Genomic DNA, 14,895 nt, shown 5'->3' with positions numbered 1-14,895 from the left:
CTGGTCCGAGCCGGCAGCAATGGCTCAACAAGACCGTCTAAGGAAATGCAGTCTGGCAACGTTCGACGCCGCATCAAACTGACCACGCAGCACGCAGCACGCAGGACAACCCGATCACCAGCAGTCGCCCGAAAGCTCAGGGCAAAAGCATCATGCGCCCGGGGTTGACGGGAAGTCTCCTAAGGAACTGTTAGCGCGCATGCCGTAAAGCTGCAAGCGCCCGCTTGAATAGGAAACCAATGAGCCATCCCGTGCCATAGAGAAGTGCAAGTGTGAGTGACCCGACTGAAGCATAGGCGAGAGAGTTCCTACGCAAAAGTGGACACCGGTTGGTTAGCCGTACTGTGCCTCGAACTCGATGGGAGAACGATAGCCCAAGGCAGAGTGTAAGCGCTTGCTGTTGTAGAAATCGATGTAGCTGCGCACGGCGCTTCGCAGCGAGCCTTCGGTGCAGAAGCTGTCGCGGTGATACATGTCCGATTTCATCGACTTGTTCCACGACTCCATATGCGCGTTGTCGGTCATTCGATGCGGGCGGTTCACGCTCTGCACCAAGCCCGCCCTGGCCAGCATGCGTTTGAAGTCGCTGGCCAGAAACTCCACCCCGCGATCACTGTGCAGCAACGTGCCGGCCGGCGGTTTGCGTTGGCGCAACGCCGCTGCCAACGCCCGGCGCGTCAGGTTGGCCGTCCGGTCCGTTCCCAGCGACCAGCCCAGCAGGCGCCGCGAATAGCGATCCATGACGGTGGCGAGGTAGCGCCATGAACCCGATACTTTCAGATAGGTGACATCGGTGACCCAGACCTGATCGGGCCGATCCACCGTCAGCTCGTGCACCTGGTTGTCGACGCTGGCGAAGAAGCGATCGACACCCGGACAACGTCGATACAGATCGGCAGAGCAGCCACGGATGGCATGGTCCCGCATCAAGCGCTCGACCCGGCGGCGTCCGACGGATTCACCGTTGCGTTGCAGGCCGGCGTGGACCCGCGGGCTACCGTAAGTCTGCCGGCCTTCGGCGTGCACGTGGCGAATGCTCTCAAGCAGTCGTGCATCCTCCTGCGCACGCGCGCTCGACGGTCGATCCCGCCAGGCGTAATACCCGCTTGGACTGACCCCGTACAGCCGGCACAACAGCCTCACCGGGTGGTGCTCTTGCTGACGGATGAAGGCGAAGATGTCGGCCTTGGACTGGAAGTGAACGCGATCGCTTTTTTAAAAGGTCATGCTCGATCTTCAGCTGCTCGTAGGCCTTCTTCACCCGACGCAGCTCCTTCAGCTCCGCTGCCACGGCTTTGTCGACCGCCACACCCTTCGTCATGATCAATCCCTCGCGCGCCTGTTTGCGCCAACGAGACAGCATGAACGGGTGGATGTAAAGCGACTGGGCAACGTCACCCACCGCGACGCCCGGTAACAGGCTCAAACGGACAGCGGTTGCCTTGAATTCCTGGGTATAGCGGTAGGTGGTTCGTGGACCTGGTTTGGGCATCTTGTGGACTCCTGAAGTGGTAGTTCAGGGTGTCCACTAAAGCGTAGGAACTATCCCGTCCGCTTGAATGATGAGTTAGGTCTTGTGATGTTAGAACGAAGAACTGTTTTCTATTTTCGATTGTTCGTCTTCAAGAAATGTTTTCCCCGACGGGCTCGCTACTTCAATTAAACCCCAATCCGTGCTCGATACCATGCTGTCGTAGGCTATTAAAGCATCTGGTTTCTTCCATGCGACGGTATACTTAGTGAACTTCGCGCCGTAGCTATTTTCAACCTGTGTTCGCTGGCTTGATTCGGGCTTACCGTATTTTTTTATAAGAAGCGCCAAGAATATATCTTGGCTATCGAGGCCGTTCGTTGGGACGAATATTCCCTCAATGTGTCCACCAACCACGATTAGATAAAGCGCATCGCTACGCACGCCATCGGGAGTCTTGCCGCTAGCCGGCACGACCCCAATCTTGAACGTACCCTTGGTATTCAATGGGTCGCCTGGATGCGCTTTCAGACTGCTGTGCTTCCAACATGGCGTAATTGGTTGCTGGAAATCATAACCGTAGCTTGCAAGTGCACCGTCACCCTTCCAATGACACTCGGGGAGATTGAAGGTCTTTCCTATCGTGAAGCCTAGGATTGTCGTTGGTTCCGCGGCACCTGCTCCGTAGACCATTGAGCACATGAGAAGTGCGAGTAGCCCGCACATCAACTGTTTCATTATACGTTTCCCCTGATGCGGATGAGTCGAGCCTAACGCTGGAGTTAAGCGGCGCGCGGCTTTTCGCGCGTCCGCTTGGACGACGGGTTAGGCCGCGGCGCCGCGGGACGGAGCCAGCGAGACGTTGCAGGAGATAGCGCGGTGAATCTGATAGATGCCACGAGCGCCAAGACCGAAGAAGGCCAGACCAGCGATGGCGAGCGCCTCGACGAACAGGGTGGGATTATTGAACGTCAGTGGCCGCGGAAAAAGTCCCAGCGAGAGGGCGCTGAACGTAAGCAACGCAGTGCCCACGACCAGAAGCAATGCAGACTCGATAACCTTCATGAGCAACTCCCCTTTGCATTTGGAAGAAAGATAGCGTTTGCGACGATACTTTTTTTAGCGGCCTAACGCTTGAGTTGAGCGGCGGCGGAGCCGTCCGCCTCGAACGAGTGGTTAGGCCGCGCACCGAGGCTGAGCGAGGTACGCCTTGCCTTTGGCCGTGGCCGTGAACGCCGCCGTGCAGTTGTGCTGAGAGCTGACCGGCGCACGCTTACAGAAATGAATTGTGCTGCGTTGTGTGATACGCCAGCGGATGAGCCCGAGGGCGGACAAGCGTCCGACGATAGACGACAGCTCCTGGAAACTAACGTTACGCTCATAATAGGTACCCAGCACTGGACGTGCTGTTTTGAAGTGGATGAACGCATCCTCAGCCATAGCCAAGACACTGTCCTCTATGTTGGAGAGCGCAAGCTTTTCCATGAGGCCTAACGCTGGAGTTGAGCGGCGGCGAAGCCGGAGAGTTCCTACGCAAAAGTGGACACCGGTTGGTTAGCCGTACTGTGCCTCGAACTCGATGGGAGAACGATAGCCCAAGGCAGAGTGTAAGCGCTTGCTGTTGTAGAAATCGATGTAGCTGCGCACGGCGCTTCGCAGCGAGCCTTCGGTGCAGAAGCTGTCGCGGTGATACATGTCCGATTTCATCGACTTGTTCCACGACTCCATGTGCGCGTTGTCGGTCATTCGATGCGGGCGGTTCACGCTCTGCACCAAGCCCGCCCTGGCCAGCATGCGTTTGAAGTCGCTGGCCAGAAACTCCACCCCGCGATCACTGTGCAGCAACGTGCCGGCCGGCGGTTTGCGTTGGCGCAACGCCGCTGCCAACGCCCGGCGCGTCAGGTTGGCCGTCCGGTCCGTTCCCAGCGACCAGCCCAGCAGGCGCCGCGAATAGCGATCCATGACGGTGGCGAGGTAGCGCCATGAACCCGATACTTTCAGATAGGTGACATCGGTGACCCAGACCTGATCGGGCCGATCCACCGTCAGCTCGTGCACCTGGTTGTCGACGCTGGCGAAGAAGCGATCGACACCCGGACAACGTCGATACAGATCGGCAGAGCAGCCACGGATGGCATGGTCCCGCATCAAGCGCTCGACCCGGCGGCGTCCGACGGATTCACCGTTGCGTTGCAGGCCGGCGTGGACCCGCGGGCTACCGTAAGTCTGCCGGCCTTCGGCGTGCACGTGGCGAATGCTCTCAAGCAGTCGTGCATCCTCCTGCGCACGCGCGCTCGACGGTCGATCCCGCCAGGCGTAATACCCGCTTGGACTGACCCCGTACAGCCGGCACAACAGCCTCACCGGGTGGTGCTCTTGCTGACGGATGAAGGCGAAGATGTCGGCCTTGGACTGGAAGTGAACGCGATCGCTTTTTTTAAAAGGTCATGCTCGATCTTCAGCTGCTCGTAGGCCTTCTTCACCCGACGCAGCTCCTTCAGCTCCGCTGCCACGGCTTTGTCGACCGCCACACCCTTCGTCATGATCAATCCCTCGCGCGCCTGTTTGCGCCAACGAGACAGCATGAACGGGTGGATGTAAAGCGACTGGGCAACGTCACCCACCGCGACGCCCGGTAACAGGCTCAAACGGACAGCGGTTGCCTTGAATTCCTGGGTATAGCGGTAGGTGGTTCGTGGACCTGGTTTGGGCATCTTGTGGACTCCTGAAGTGGTAGTTCAGGGTGTCCACTAAAGCGTAGGAACTGTCCCGTCCGCCTCGAACGAAATGTTAGGGCGCTCGCCGAGGAGCGTCCCAAATGTGTTTGTGCCAGTAGTCGGCCACTGCAAAAAGACCCCGCGTAAAAAGAAAGCGGACGACCCAATAGCCATGTTGATTTCGAGGGACTGCAGACCTCTGCTTGAGATGCCAGATGTAGAAGGCAACAACCACCAGCTGCAACGCGATGAGTGAAACTACCAGTGACCCAGGATGCGCGTCTAGCCAAGTGTGAGCACCAGGTGGCTCGGACAGCAGGAGAAAAGCCAGGATCTGAGCCAGAAGAATAGGAAGGAAGCTGGCCACAAGGATGAGAATTTTCACCAGCCGTGTCATTTCTGAGCGCCCTAACGCTGGAGTTAAGCGGCGGCGAAGCCGTCCGCCTTGAACGAATGGTTAGATTCCGCAGCGAGAAATTGACTTGGTGCAGCCGTACTGAGGCCAATCACTGCGATGCCAACACATTTGGTTCCTATCCATGACAATGAGGTCCCATGTCACCGGCTTGCCTGAAGTATCACGACGAGTCTCGTCATGCAACGACATCGACAACCCATTGGGGAGCTTACGGAGAATGTTGTAAGTGGCCTGACGGCGTGGCTCGTAGGTTCCGTCAGGTTTAGCGGGAGTAAGAGAAAGGAACATCTTTTTCCCGTCTGCGCTGAAGCGGATTACCTCCGGGTTCACGGCACAATCGTTTGAACCGGCCCAGCCCCATTGCCCTGGGACTATGGTGAACGGGTTGAGATCAGCTGAGGACGCTGCTCCTTGGCCACAACCGCACAAACCCACCACCATCGCCAACACAACGAGAGCGAATTTCCACATTGACCTCTCCCCAAAAATCTAACGCTGGAGTTAAGCGGCGGCGAAGCCGTCCGCTTGGACGATGGGTTAGGCTCGTGCGCGAGCCACCAGTAATGCGATGAAGAGAAGTTGTACCAAAACCATGCCGGTGTAGAACCGCCAGCCAGGCGGCGATGAACTGCGTGCAGCTACAACGACGTATGCCTTGGTGTAGAAAAAAGAGTAAGGAATGAGCGCAACGAAGAGAAACAGGATGCTCCATAGCGTGCCCATGGTGATGAAGCAAAAGAGCACGGTAATGAACATCGGAATACCGACTAGCTGCATGCGCCGGGTCTCTTGCTTGCTTATCGCCTTGAACATGAGCATGTGCAAATCTTCCTTGCGAGCCTAACGCTGGAGTTAAGCGGCGGCGCAGCCGTCCGCCTTGAACGAGATGTTAGGCGGCACCGAAGTCCGACGTTTGAAGAAATATTGTGCCATACCAAGCGTACTACAAGAACACGAGACGATAGACCAATAAGTGAACCCTCCCTGTCACCCATCGTCCCTTCGGCCATTTCGCCGAGAATAGTCATTAATTATGAAGCAAGTGAAGGCAAGCATTCCGAGCCAAAACGTTCCGTCAGGATGAGTTCTGGCTAACGAAATAAAACCTTTAATTACACCGGCGCCCAGCGCAAAAATTACCACCCAAGCGAAAGCCAGTCCTGCTGCATCTTTAAATCGATCAGACATACCAACATCCCCGCTGCATACAGTATCCAGCCAGAAGCCTTTGTGACGCCTAACGCTTGAGTTGAGCGGCGGCGGAGCCGTCCGCCTCGAACGAGTGGTTAGCACTCACACGAGGAAGTTCGACAGTTCACTTTTGATCCAACGCGTGGTGCCTTCCAAACCTGGGTACACAGATCGGTGCGTAACGCCAAGTACAGATAACTGTTTGCGCAAATCGCGTTTTGCACCGGAAGGAATGATGATCTCATGCAAGAAGTCTAATGCGCCCGGGAAGCTGGCAGCCGACAGCTCAGGAACCGACATATCGGTTTTAGAGAGCGGAAACACAAGAAAGCATGCATCTTGTGCAGCAATCCGTTCGTGCAGTACTTCTGGAAAGCAGGCGAGAAAAGCCTTTACCTCACGGATGTGAGTAGTACCTTCCACCCAAAAGTTTGGATGAGTGATGTAGACCACGCCGTCCAAGGAATCCAGCTGGGGTTCCTCAGTTGCAAAGAACAGCGCCTTTAGGGGATTCGTAGACCAGTCGAGAAGCCTAGTAGGCAATCCGTAATGCTGCGCATGCACCAGTTGCTCAATGATCGGAAGCTTGCGGAAGTCTTGAAAGGAAACGCCAAACTGACGGAACCGCTCGAGCAAATGCTCCTCAAGATCGGAGATGCAATCGTAGCCGTCCAGTTTGGTAGCGAATCGCGCGATAGATGGAAGTAGCGGCCACGCTGCACTCCCTTGACCTCGAAACATGGTTTCTGCGCCATGGTCTTCGATGTGCCCGAGGAACTGGATGACAGATGAGGCAGTAAAGGTGGTCATTAGTGCTAACGCTGGAGTTAAGCGGCGGCGTAGCCGTCCGCCTTGAACGAGTAAAAAGAGACTTCCTCCCCTTTCGGCCTCGAGGGCCATGATGGTGTTGCGACACAACCGTCAGCAGAAGAGGAAGTCTCCATGAGCACTATAACCATCGGCGTGGATTTGGCGAAAGTCCTGTTTTCAGCGTGTGAGATGGATGGCGCTGGCCATGTGCTGCGGCGGCAGGACCTACGGCGCGAGCCGTTTGGCCTGTGGCTGGCGCAGTTGCCGGCCGGCACGGTGGTGGCGATGGAGGCGTGCAGCGGGGCGCACCACTGGGCGCGGCGCTGCCTGGAGTACGGTCTGCAGCCGCGGATCATCGCCGCCCAGTTCGTCACGCCGTTCCGCAAGGGTCGCCGAACCAAGAACGACCGGGCCGATGCCGAGGCGATCGCCACAGCCGCCCGCCAGGGCAACATGCGTTTCGTGCCGGTCAAGTCGATCGATCAGCAGGTGCGGTTGTCATGGCATCGAGTCCGCGAGGGCTACAAGGTCGAGTCGCTGGCGATCGGCAACCGTATTCGCGGCCTGCTGGCCGAGTTCGGTGTGGTCGTGGCGCAGAGCGATCTGGCGCTGCGTCGCCAGCTGGCTGACCTCGATGGGCAGCTCGGATTGCCGGCTGAGCTCAAGGAACTGTTGCGTGACCTGGCGGAGCACTGGAAGCAGTTGCGCCTGCACCTCGACGCGTGCGATGCACGCATCGAGATACACGCGCGCGATGACGAGCAGTGTGTGCGGCTGCGCGCGGTCATCGGGGTCGGCGCGATCACCGCCGATGCGGCGGTGGCCACGGTCGGCAACGCGCGCGAGTTCAAACACGGCCGGCAGATGGCGGCATGGCTGGGGCTGGTGCCCACCCAACACTCCAGCGGCGGGCATGCGCGGCTGGGTGAGATCAGCTGTCGTGGGGATGCGTACCTGCGCACGTTGCTGATCCAGGGCGCCCGCAGCAGTCTGCAGCGCGCGAAGGCCGTGGCCACCGAGAAGGCCACGCCCGAACAGTTGTGGATACGTACCCTGGATGGACGCATGCCTTTCGGCAAGGTGATCGTGGCCATCGCGAACAAACATGCCCGGCAGATCTGGGCGATGCTGGCGCACGACGTCGACTACGACCCCTGTGCCTGCCTGCAGCATCCGATGCACCAGCAAACTCACACGGTGCAGGCGGCGTAAAACCGAGTTTCGATTCAACGTCAGCGCGACACGGTAGACAACAGGTCAGACCACCCCGGAGAGAACCTGACTAACTAGATGGACGTCCAAACGGTGTGCCGACTGATCCCTGGGCACCGGACAGTCCGATGAACGAACGAGGTCTTCGGGTGCGGTTTATACAAAGGTCCGAGTCGGCGGCATCGACTCAACAAGACCGATTACGGAAATGCAGCCTGACATTCGTTGTACCCATGAAGCACTGACACGCAGTACGCAGCAAACAGGACAACACGATGACCGGCAGCAGCCCGAAAGCCCAGGGCGAAAGCATCATGCGCCCGGGGTTGACCGGAAGTCTCTTACGGAAATGTTAGACCACAACGTCACTTTCTCTTGCCGGGCCGCTGTGTGAGCGTGCTTGCAGCCGCTGACTTTGAGGCAGCGCTGCTACGAGCGTCGCGGAGAACTTTTGAAGCGGCGGTGGCAGCCGATGCGGAGGTCACTTTGCTTGGCTGTCTTTGAGAAAGCGCGCTGCCAGACGCACTCTTTGATGCTTTGCCAGTGCTTGAACTACGCATAACGCCAGAAGCCTTGGTGCCAACCGGCTTGGATGTGGTTTCACCTTTCTTGGCCATGACATTTCCCCTGTGGTCTAACGCTGGAATTAAGCGGCGGCGAAGCCGTCCGCTTGAATGACTGGTTATACGGCAGCACGCTACGCCGTCGGTGAGCAACACGATAGCGCTGCTTTGAAAGCTCGGCAATGCCGCGAAGGTTGTGGCCTGCGTGCGAAGAACGAACCGCTGACGATGAACGCCACGTTGCGCAAACCGCGCGCATCATGAAGCATGAAGATGCGAGATACGCCAACGCGCGCAAGACACGACGAACCACCAAGCGCGCGACAGACGACAACGCAGGCCAGCCCGAAACAACATGCCCCGCGCAGCCGATGCGAAGCCAGAAAGCGACGAACGCGAGACAAGGACAAAGGATGCTCTTCTGACCGCCTAACGCTGGAGTTAAGCGGCGGCGAAGCCGTCCGCCTTGAACGAGTAAAAAGAGACTTCCTCCCCTTTCGGCCTCGAGGGCCATGATGGTGTTGCGACACAACCGTCAGCAGAAGAGGAAGTCTCCATGAGCACTATAACCATCGGCGTGGATTTGGCGAAAGTCCTGTTTTCAGCGTGTGAGATGGATGGCGCTGGCCATGTGCTGCGGCGGCAGGACCTACGGCGCGAGCCGTTTGGCCTGTGGCTGGCGCAGTTGCCGGCCGGCACGGTGGTGGCGATGGAGGCGTGCAGCGGGGCGCACCACTGGGCGCGGCGCTGCCTGGAGTACGGTCTGCAGCCGCGGATCATCGCCGCCCAGTTCGTCACGCCGTTCCGCAAGGGTCGCCGAACCAAGAACGACCGGGCCGATGCCGAGGCGATCGCCACAGCCGCCCGCCAGGGCAACATGCGTTTCGTGCCGGTCAAGTCGATCGATCAGCAGGTGCGGTTGTCATGGCATCGAGTCCGCGAGGGCTACAAGGTCGAGTCGCTGGCGATCGGCAACCGTATTCGCGGCCTGCTGGCCGAGTTCGGTGTGGTCGTGGCGCAGAGCGATCTGGCGCTGCGTCGCCAGCTGGCTGACCTCGATGGGCAGCTCGGATTGCCGGCTGAGCTCAAGGAACTGTTGCGTGACCTGGCGGAGCACTGGAAGCAGTTGCGCCTGCACCTCGACGCGTGCGATGCACGCATCGAGATACACGCGCGCGATGACGAGCAGTGTGTGCGGCTGCGCGCGGTCATCGGGGTCGGCGCGATCACCGCCGATGCGGCGGTGGCCACGGTCGGCAACGCGCGCGAGTTCAAACACGGCCGGCAGATGGCGGCATGGCTGGGGCTGGTGCCCACCCAACACTCCAGCGGCGGGCATGCGCGGCTGGGTGAGATCAGCTGTCGTGGGGATGCGTACCTGCGCACGTTGCTGATCCAGGGCGCCCGCAGCAGTCTGCAGCGCGCGAAGGCCGTGGCCACCGAGAAGGCCACGCCCGAACAGTTGTGGATACGTACCCTGGATGGACGCATGCCTTTCGGCAAGGTGATCGTGGCCATCGCGAACAAACATGCCCGGCAGATCTGGGCGATGCTGGCGCACGACGTCGACTACGACCCCTGTGCCTGCCTGCAGCATCCGATGCACCAGCAAACTCACACGGTGCAGGCGGCGTAAAACCGAGTTTCGATTCAACGTCAGCGCGACACGGTAGACAACAGGTCAGACCACCCCGGAGAGAACCTGACTAACTAGATGGACGTCCAAACGGTGTGCCGACTGATCCCTGGGCACCGGACAGTCCGATGAACGAACGAGGTCTTCGGGTGCGGTTTATACAAAGGTCCGAGTCGGCGGCATCGACTCAACAAGACCGATTACGGAAATGCAGCCTGACATTCGTTGTACCCATGAAGCACTGACACGCAGTACGCAGCAAACAGGACAACACGATGACCGGCAGCAGCCCGAAAGCCCAGGGCGAAAGCATCATGCGCCCGGGGTTGACCGGAAGTCTCTTACGGAATGGTTAGGCACCGCCGCCAGCCCCTGCAGGCTTGGATTTTGGTGCCGGCGGCCAGTAGGTGTGCCGCAACCAAACTACTAGGCAGCCGAGGCCGATGACCTCGATGCCGATATAGACGAAATGAACCGAGCCAAACAGGAAACAGGCTATGCCCGTTGCCAAGACCAGAACGTAACCCATCCAAGCTTGCCGCAGCCGTTGTAACAACAAGAACCACAGTACGCCAATGACAATGACGGCAATGAACAATGTGGTAAAGACCATCATGCGCAGATTCCCCTGTGGTGCCTAACGCTAGAGTTAAGCGGCGGCGTAGCCGGAGAGTTCCTACGCAAAAGTGGACACCGGTTGGTTAGCCGTACTGTGCCTCGAACTCGATGGGAGAACGATAGCCCAAGGCAGAGTGTAAGCGCTTGCTGTTGTAGAAATCGATGTAGCTGCGCACGGCGCTTCGCAGCGAGCCTTCGGTGCAGAAGCTGTCGCGGTGATACATGTCCGATTTCATCGACTTGTTCCACGACTCCATGTGCGCGTTGTCGGTCATTCGATGCGGGCGGTTCACGCTCTGCACCAAGCCCGCCCTGGCCAGCATGCGTTTGAAGTCGCTGGCCAGAAACTCCACCCCGCGATCACTGTGCAGCAACGTGCCGGCCGGCGGTTTGCGTTGGCGCAACGCCGCTGCCAACGCCCGGCGCGTCAGGTTGGCCGTCCGGTCCGTTCCCAGCGACCAGCCCAGCAGGCGCCGCGAATAGCGATCCATGACGGTGGCGAGGTAGCGCCATGAACCCGATACTTTCAGATAGGTGACATCGGTGACCCAGACCTGATCGGGCCGATCCACCGTCAGCTCGTGCACCTGGTTGTCGACGCTGGCGAAGAAGCGATCGACACCCGGACAACGTCGATACAGATCGGCAGAGCAGCCACGGATGGCATGGTCCCGCATCAAGCGCTCGACCCGGCGGCGTCCGACGGATTCACCGTTGCGTTGCAGGCCGGCGTGGACCCGCGGGCTACCGTAAGTCTGCCGGCCTTCGGCGTGCACGTGGCGAATGCTCTCAAGCAGTCGTGCATCCTCCTGCGCACGCGCGCTCGACGGTCGATCCCGCCAGGCGTAATACCCGCTTGGACTGACCCCGTACAGCCGGCACAACAGCCTCACCGGGTGGTGCTCTTGCTGACGGATGAAGGCGAAGATGTCGGCCTTGGACTGGAAGTGAACGCGATCGCTTTTTTTAAAAGGTCATGCTCGATCTTCAGCTGCTCGTAGGCCTTCTTCACCCGACGCAGCTCCTTCAGCTCCGCTGCCACGGCTTTGTCGACCGCCACACCCTTCGTCATGATCAATCCCTCGCGCGCCTGTTTGCGCCAACGAGACAGCATGAACGGGTGGATGTAAAGCGACTGGGCAACGTCACCCACCGCGACGCCCGGTAACAGGCTCAAACGGACAGCGGTTGCCTTGAATTCCTGGGTATAGCGGTAGGTGGTTCGTGGACCTGGTTTGGGCATCTTGTGGACTCCTGAAGTGGTAGTTCAGGGTGTCCACTAAAGCGTAGGAACTGTCCCGTCCGCCTTGAACGAACTGTTAGACAGATAACTCGCTGCCGCAGTGCTTACACTTGACTGCTGCAACAAGGATCTCTTCTGCGCAGTACGGACATGTTTTTGTCTCTCTCGGTGTCGCAGAGACAGTAGGGGCACCTGCGACGGCAACGGCGGCAACCGGCTCTGGCTTCTTGAGCGCCCACACCTCGGCAACCACCCAGCCAATGAGGGACCAACCGAGCAAGACGTTTACGAGGCCGATAGCTGGAAGGTTGGGATGCTCTTTGAGGAGAGCCTCAAGTGTTGGAAGCAAGTACAGCAGTGGAGCAGCGATAAAAAACGAAAACGCGACCACTTTGCCGAAGGCGTTTAGGCCACTTGGAGGAATCTGCCCCATTGACCAGCTATAGAAGACTAAGAAAATGAGAACGACCAACCTAACTGCAAACATCGCTGACTCCCCCTGAAGTTGTGATGTACCGAGAACATTCGGCTCTGTCTAACGCTGGAATTAAGCGGCGGCGTAGCCGTCCGCTTGAATGACTGGTTAGGGGGTAAGCGACGAGGTCGCCGCGAGCACCCCTGCTGAAATGAAATAAATGCACACTAACTGCAGGACTGGCGCAACTATAAGCACGGTAACGATTGAGGCCCGCCTGTTCTTGGTGCGGTTAGCGAGCGCAACCGATAGATCAGTATTGACTTGCACGATAACGACGAATGCCAAAAAGAATAGCAAACCCCCGATTGCGCGTGGTGCCCAAGGGCCAAATAAAAGCTTTTCGGCAAAGTGGATCACGAGCGCGCCGCCAGCGGCCAAAGCAGTGCACGCAGCTAAGCGTTCTGCGTAGGTAACTACCAGCTCGATTTTCTCACCCAATGTCGACCCCTAACGCTGGAGTTAAGCGGCGGCGAAGCCGTCCGCCTTGAACGAAATGTTAGAACTCAACGACGCTTACATCTCCGGCGAGCTCACCTGAAAATTGCTCTGCGAAAAAGATGGCATCTTGAAGAGTCTCGTCTGAACTATGGGACGCGGTGACCATGAAGTATGAGTTTGAGCCATCTCCGACGCACAGGTCATCAATGGCGTCCTCGATCTTGGAGGCATCAACTCCGACGACCCCGACGTAGCCGACTTGATCTCGAATCCATTGCGTAACGATCGCATTGAGTTCCTGGCGATGTCCGTGCAGCGAATGCAGAACAATCTTGCGTGAAGTGGCCATTGAGTTCTAACGCTGGAATTAAGCGGCGGCGGGCTCTATCCGCCGTCCGCTTGAATGACTGGTTAGACGGCAGCACGCTACGCCGTCGGTGAGCAACACGATAGCGCTGCTTTGAATGCCCGGCAATGCCGCGCAACTTGCGGCCTGCGTGCGAAGAACGAACCGCTGACGACCAACGCCATGTTGGGACGAACCGCGCGCAACGCGAAGCACGAAGATGCGAGATACGCCAACGCGCGCAAGATACGACAGACGACCAAGCGCGCAAAAGGCAACAACGCAGGCCAGCCAGGAACAGCAAACGCCGCTTTGCCGACACGAAGCCAAGACATGAAGCACGCGAGGCACTACGACGGAAAATGCTCTGCCGCCTAACGCTGGAATTAAGCGGCGGCGTAGCCGTCCGCTTGAATGACTGGTTAGGGGGTAAGCGACGAGGTCGCCGCGAGCACCCCTGCTGAAATGAAATAAATGCACACTAACTGCAGGACTGGCGCAACTATAAGCACGGTAACGATTGAGGCCCGCCTGTTCTTGGTGCGGTTAGCGAGCGCAACCGATAGATCAGTATTGACTTGCACGATAACGACGAATGCCAAAAAGAATAGCAAACCCCCGATTGCGCGTGGTGCCCAAGGGCCAAATAAAAGCTTTTCGGCAAAGTGGATCACGAGCGCGCCGCCAGCGGCCAAAGCAGTGCACGCAGCTAAGCGTTCTGCGTAGGTAACTACCAGCTCGATTTTCTCACCCAATGTCGACCCCTAACGCTGGAGTTAAGCGGCGCGCGGCTTTTCGCGCGTCCGCTTGGACGACGGGTTAGGTGACCAACCCGTGAGCTGCACGTCGATGCCCAATGTTGTGGGTGGCATGATGTGCCGAAAGATTATGCGCCCCGCCTGACCCAGCACAATGACGTACTGAGAAATTGCACCCTCTTCAAGTGGGTCGGATTGCTCGACAGAAGTTATGAGAGCAGGCACTAAGGTACTAGCCTCTTGGAGTTGCTGAGCCTCTGTGGCATGGCCGTCAGGTTGCAGAACACGCAACGCTGCTGGAGAAGACTCATGCAGTTCCAAGCCTAGTGACGGATACTTCTCCTTATCCAGGACGATTTCGCAGGCATCTATCTGAAGCAAAATATCGTCGGCTAGTTCGAGGAAAGCGTCGTACGCAACGATGGGCGTAGTGAGCTCGTTGACCCATGCCGGATGCACTGGGCCTGATGGGAACAACCAAATGGCCTTCAGAGTCCTTCCTATTAGCGAGCTAGCTTCCATGGGCACCTAACGCTGAAGTTGAGCGGCGGCGAAGCCGTCCGCCTCGAACGCACTGTTAGGCGCGTGCAGCACAATTACGGCGTTTGTAGCTTTATGGCCGACTCTCTTTGCGTGACGCCAAAGAAGTTGCCGGAGTTTAGGTACGTGACGTTGACCACGACACCGTCCTTGACGATGTAGGTGTACTCGATAACGCCACTGCCGCTCTTGGGCTCAATGTTGTATGTGAGGTAATCGGAGCCAGCAACACTCAGTGATTTGTCTGGCGTACCAACGTACTGAACAATCTCGTCCACAGCCACCTTGTTGAGCGGAAATTTTTTAAGGTAAGACGTTGCGTGAGTGCCGAGCGTAGGACGGTAGACCCCGTTTGGACTTTTGTCCGAGGCGCTTGCGGCACCAATGCCAATGAGAAATAGCGCCAGGAACAGGACAAATTTATTCACGAGTGCATCCCCTTGTTTGAAGCCTAAC

At 58.1% G+C, this 14,895-nt stretch carries 16 protein-coding genes; 2 read left to right on the top strand and 14 right to left on the bottom strand.

Annotated features, from left to right (window positions below; genetic code table 11):
* Nucleotides 1-333 precede the first annotated feature (333 nt).
* The 8 genes from ACFCQI_RS07665 to ACFCQI_RS07630 all read right to left on the bottom strand — a co-directional run bounded on the left by ACFCQI_RS07665 (nt 334) and on the right by ACFCQI_RS07630 (nt 6,607).
* Complete coding sequence (locus tag ACFCQI_RS07665; RefSeq protein ID WP_395120842.1) at nt 334-1,143, bottom strand: IS3 family transposase; 810 nt, start codon at nt 1,141-1,143, stop codon at nt 334-336.
* Nucleotides 1,040-1,492: a transposase gene (locus ACFCQI_RS07660; RefSeq protein WP_395120841.1), complete on the bottom strand. Its 453-nt coding sequence runs from the start codon at nt 1,490-1,492 to the stop codon at nt 1,040-1,042. Before ACFCQI_RS07660 ends, ACFCQI_RS07665 begins: the two co-directional genes overlap by 104 nt.
* A 90-nt stretch (nt 1,493-1,582) precedes the next feature.
* A complete protein-coding gene (locus ACFCQI_RS07655; protein WP_395120840.1) occupies nt 1,583-2,209 on the bottom strand; it encodes a hypothetical protein in 627 nt (208 codons plus the stop codon).
* A gap of 87 nt (nt 2,210-2,296) precedes the next feature.
* The gene (locus tag ACFCQI_RS07650; RefSeq protein ID WP_395120839.1) at nt 2,297-2,536 is read right to left on the bottom strand and encodes a hypothetical protein; all 240 of its coding nucleotides are present in this window, start codon (nt 2,534-2,536) and stop codon (nt 2,297-2,299) included.
* Nucleotides 2,537-3,025: 489 nt separating this feature from the next.
* Nucleotides 3,026-3,859, bottom strand: a complete 834-nt coding sequence (locus tag ACFCQI_RS07645) for an IS3 family transposase (RefSeq protein ID WP_395121306.1) — start codon at nt 3,857-3,859, stop codon at nt 3,026-3,028.
* The gene (locus tag ACFCQI_RS07640) at nt 3,832-4,185 is read right to left on the bottom strand and encodes a transposase (RefSeq protein WP_369491286.1); all 354 of its coding nucleotides are present in this window, start codon (nt 4,183-4,185) and stop codon (nt 3,832-3,834) included. Before ACFCQI_RS07640 ends, ACFCQI_RS07645 begins: the two co-directional genes overlap by 28 nt.
* A gap of 958 nt (nt 4,186-5,143) precedes the next feature.
* Nucleotides 5,144-5,425, bottom strand: coding sequence for a hypothetical protein (locus ACFCQI_RS07635; RefSeq protein WP_395120838.1), 282 nt, complete (start codon nt 5,423-5,425; stop codon nt 5,144-5,146).
* A 474-nt stretch (nt 5,426-5,899) separates the two neighbouring features.
* On the bottom strand, nt 5,900-6,607 hold the full coding sequence (locus ACFCQI_RS07630) for an FRG domain-containing protein (protein WP_395120837.1): 708 nt from the start codon (nt 6,605-6,607) through the stop codon (nt 5,900-5,902).
* 132 nt (nt 6,608-6,739) lie between these two features.
* On the opposite strand from ACFCQI_RS07630, the gene ACFCQI_RS07625 reads away from it, so the two are divergent.
* Entirely contained in the window at nt 6,740-7,819 is a 1,080-nt protein-coding gene (locus ACFCQI_RS07625; protein ID WP_395117203.1) for an IS110 family transposase, read from the top strand.
* A gap of 1,119 nt (nt 7,820-8,938) precedes the next feature.
* Nucleotides 8,939-10,018 (top strand): IS110 family transposase, encoded by a 1,080-nt coding sequence (locus ACFCQI_RS07620; RefSeq protein ID WP_395117203.1) that lies wholly within the window; start codon nt 8,939-8,941, stop codon nt 10,016-10,018.
* Nucleotides 10,019-10,370: 352 nt separating this feature from the next.
* On the opposite strand, the gene ACFCQI_RS07615 is transcribed toward ACFCQI_RS07620, so the two are convergent.
* From ACFCQI_RS07615 to ACFCQI_RS07590, 6 genes are all read right to left on the bottom strand, one after another.
* The gene (locus ACFCQI_RS07615; RefSeq protein WP_395120836.1) at nt 10,371-10,634 is read right to left on the bottom strand and encodes a hypothetical protein; all 264 of its coding nucleotides are present in this window, start codon (nt 10,632-10,634) and stop codon (nt 10,371-10,373) included.
* A gap of 85 nt (nt 10,635-10,719) precedes the next feature.
* Entirely contained in the window at nt 10,720-11,553 is an 834-nt protein-coding gene (locus tag ACFCQI_RS07610) for an IS3 family transposase (protein WP_395121306.1), read from the bottom strand.
* Nucleotides 11,526-11,879, bottom strand: coding sequence for a transposase (locus ACFCQI_RS07605; RefSeq protein WP_369491286.1), 354 nt, complete (start codon nt 11,877-11,879; stop codon nt 11,526-11,528). The genes ACFCQI_RS07610 and ACFCQI_RS07605 overlap by 28 nt, the downstream gene beginning before the upstream one ends.
* A gap of 76 nt (nt 11,880-11,955) precedes the next feature.
* The gene (locus tag ACFCQI_RS07600) at nt 11,956-12,366 is read right to left on the bottom strand and encodes a superinfection immunity protein (protein ID WP_395120835.1); all 411 of its coding nucleotides are present in this window, start codon (nt 12,364-12,366) and stop codon (nt 11,956-11,958) included.
* 487 nt (nt 12,367-12,853) lie between these two features.
* Nucleotides 12,854-13,144: a hypothetical protein gene (locus ACFCQI_RS07595; RefSeq protein ID WP_395120834.1), complete on the bottom strand. Its 291-nt coding sequence runs from the start codon at nt 13,142-13,144 to the stop codon at nt 12,854-12,856.
* A 1,351-nt stretch (nt 13,145-14,495) separates the two neighbouring features.
* Nucleotides 14,496-14,867, bottom strand: a complete 372-nt coding sequence (locus ACFCQI_RS07590; RefSeq protein WP_395120833.1) for a hypothetical protein — start codon at nt 14,865-14,867, stop codon at nt 14,496-14,498.
* Between the last annotated feature and the right edge of the window lie 28 nt (nt 14,868-14,895).

The sequence above is a fragment of the Rhodanobacter sp. FW102-FHT14D06 genome, from assembly GCF_043950705.1.
Taxonomy (GTDB): Bacteria; Pseudomonadota; Gammaproteobacteria; order Xanthomonadales; family Rhodanobacteraceae; genus Rhodanobacter.
This window is presented reverse-complemented; position numbering and strand designations above follow the sequence as displayed.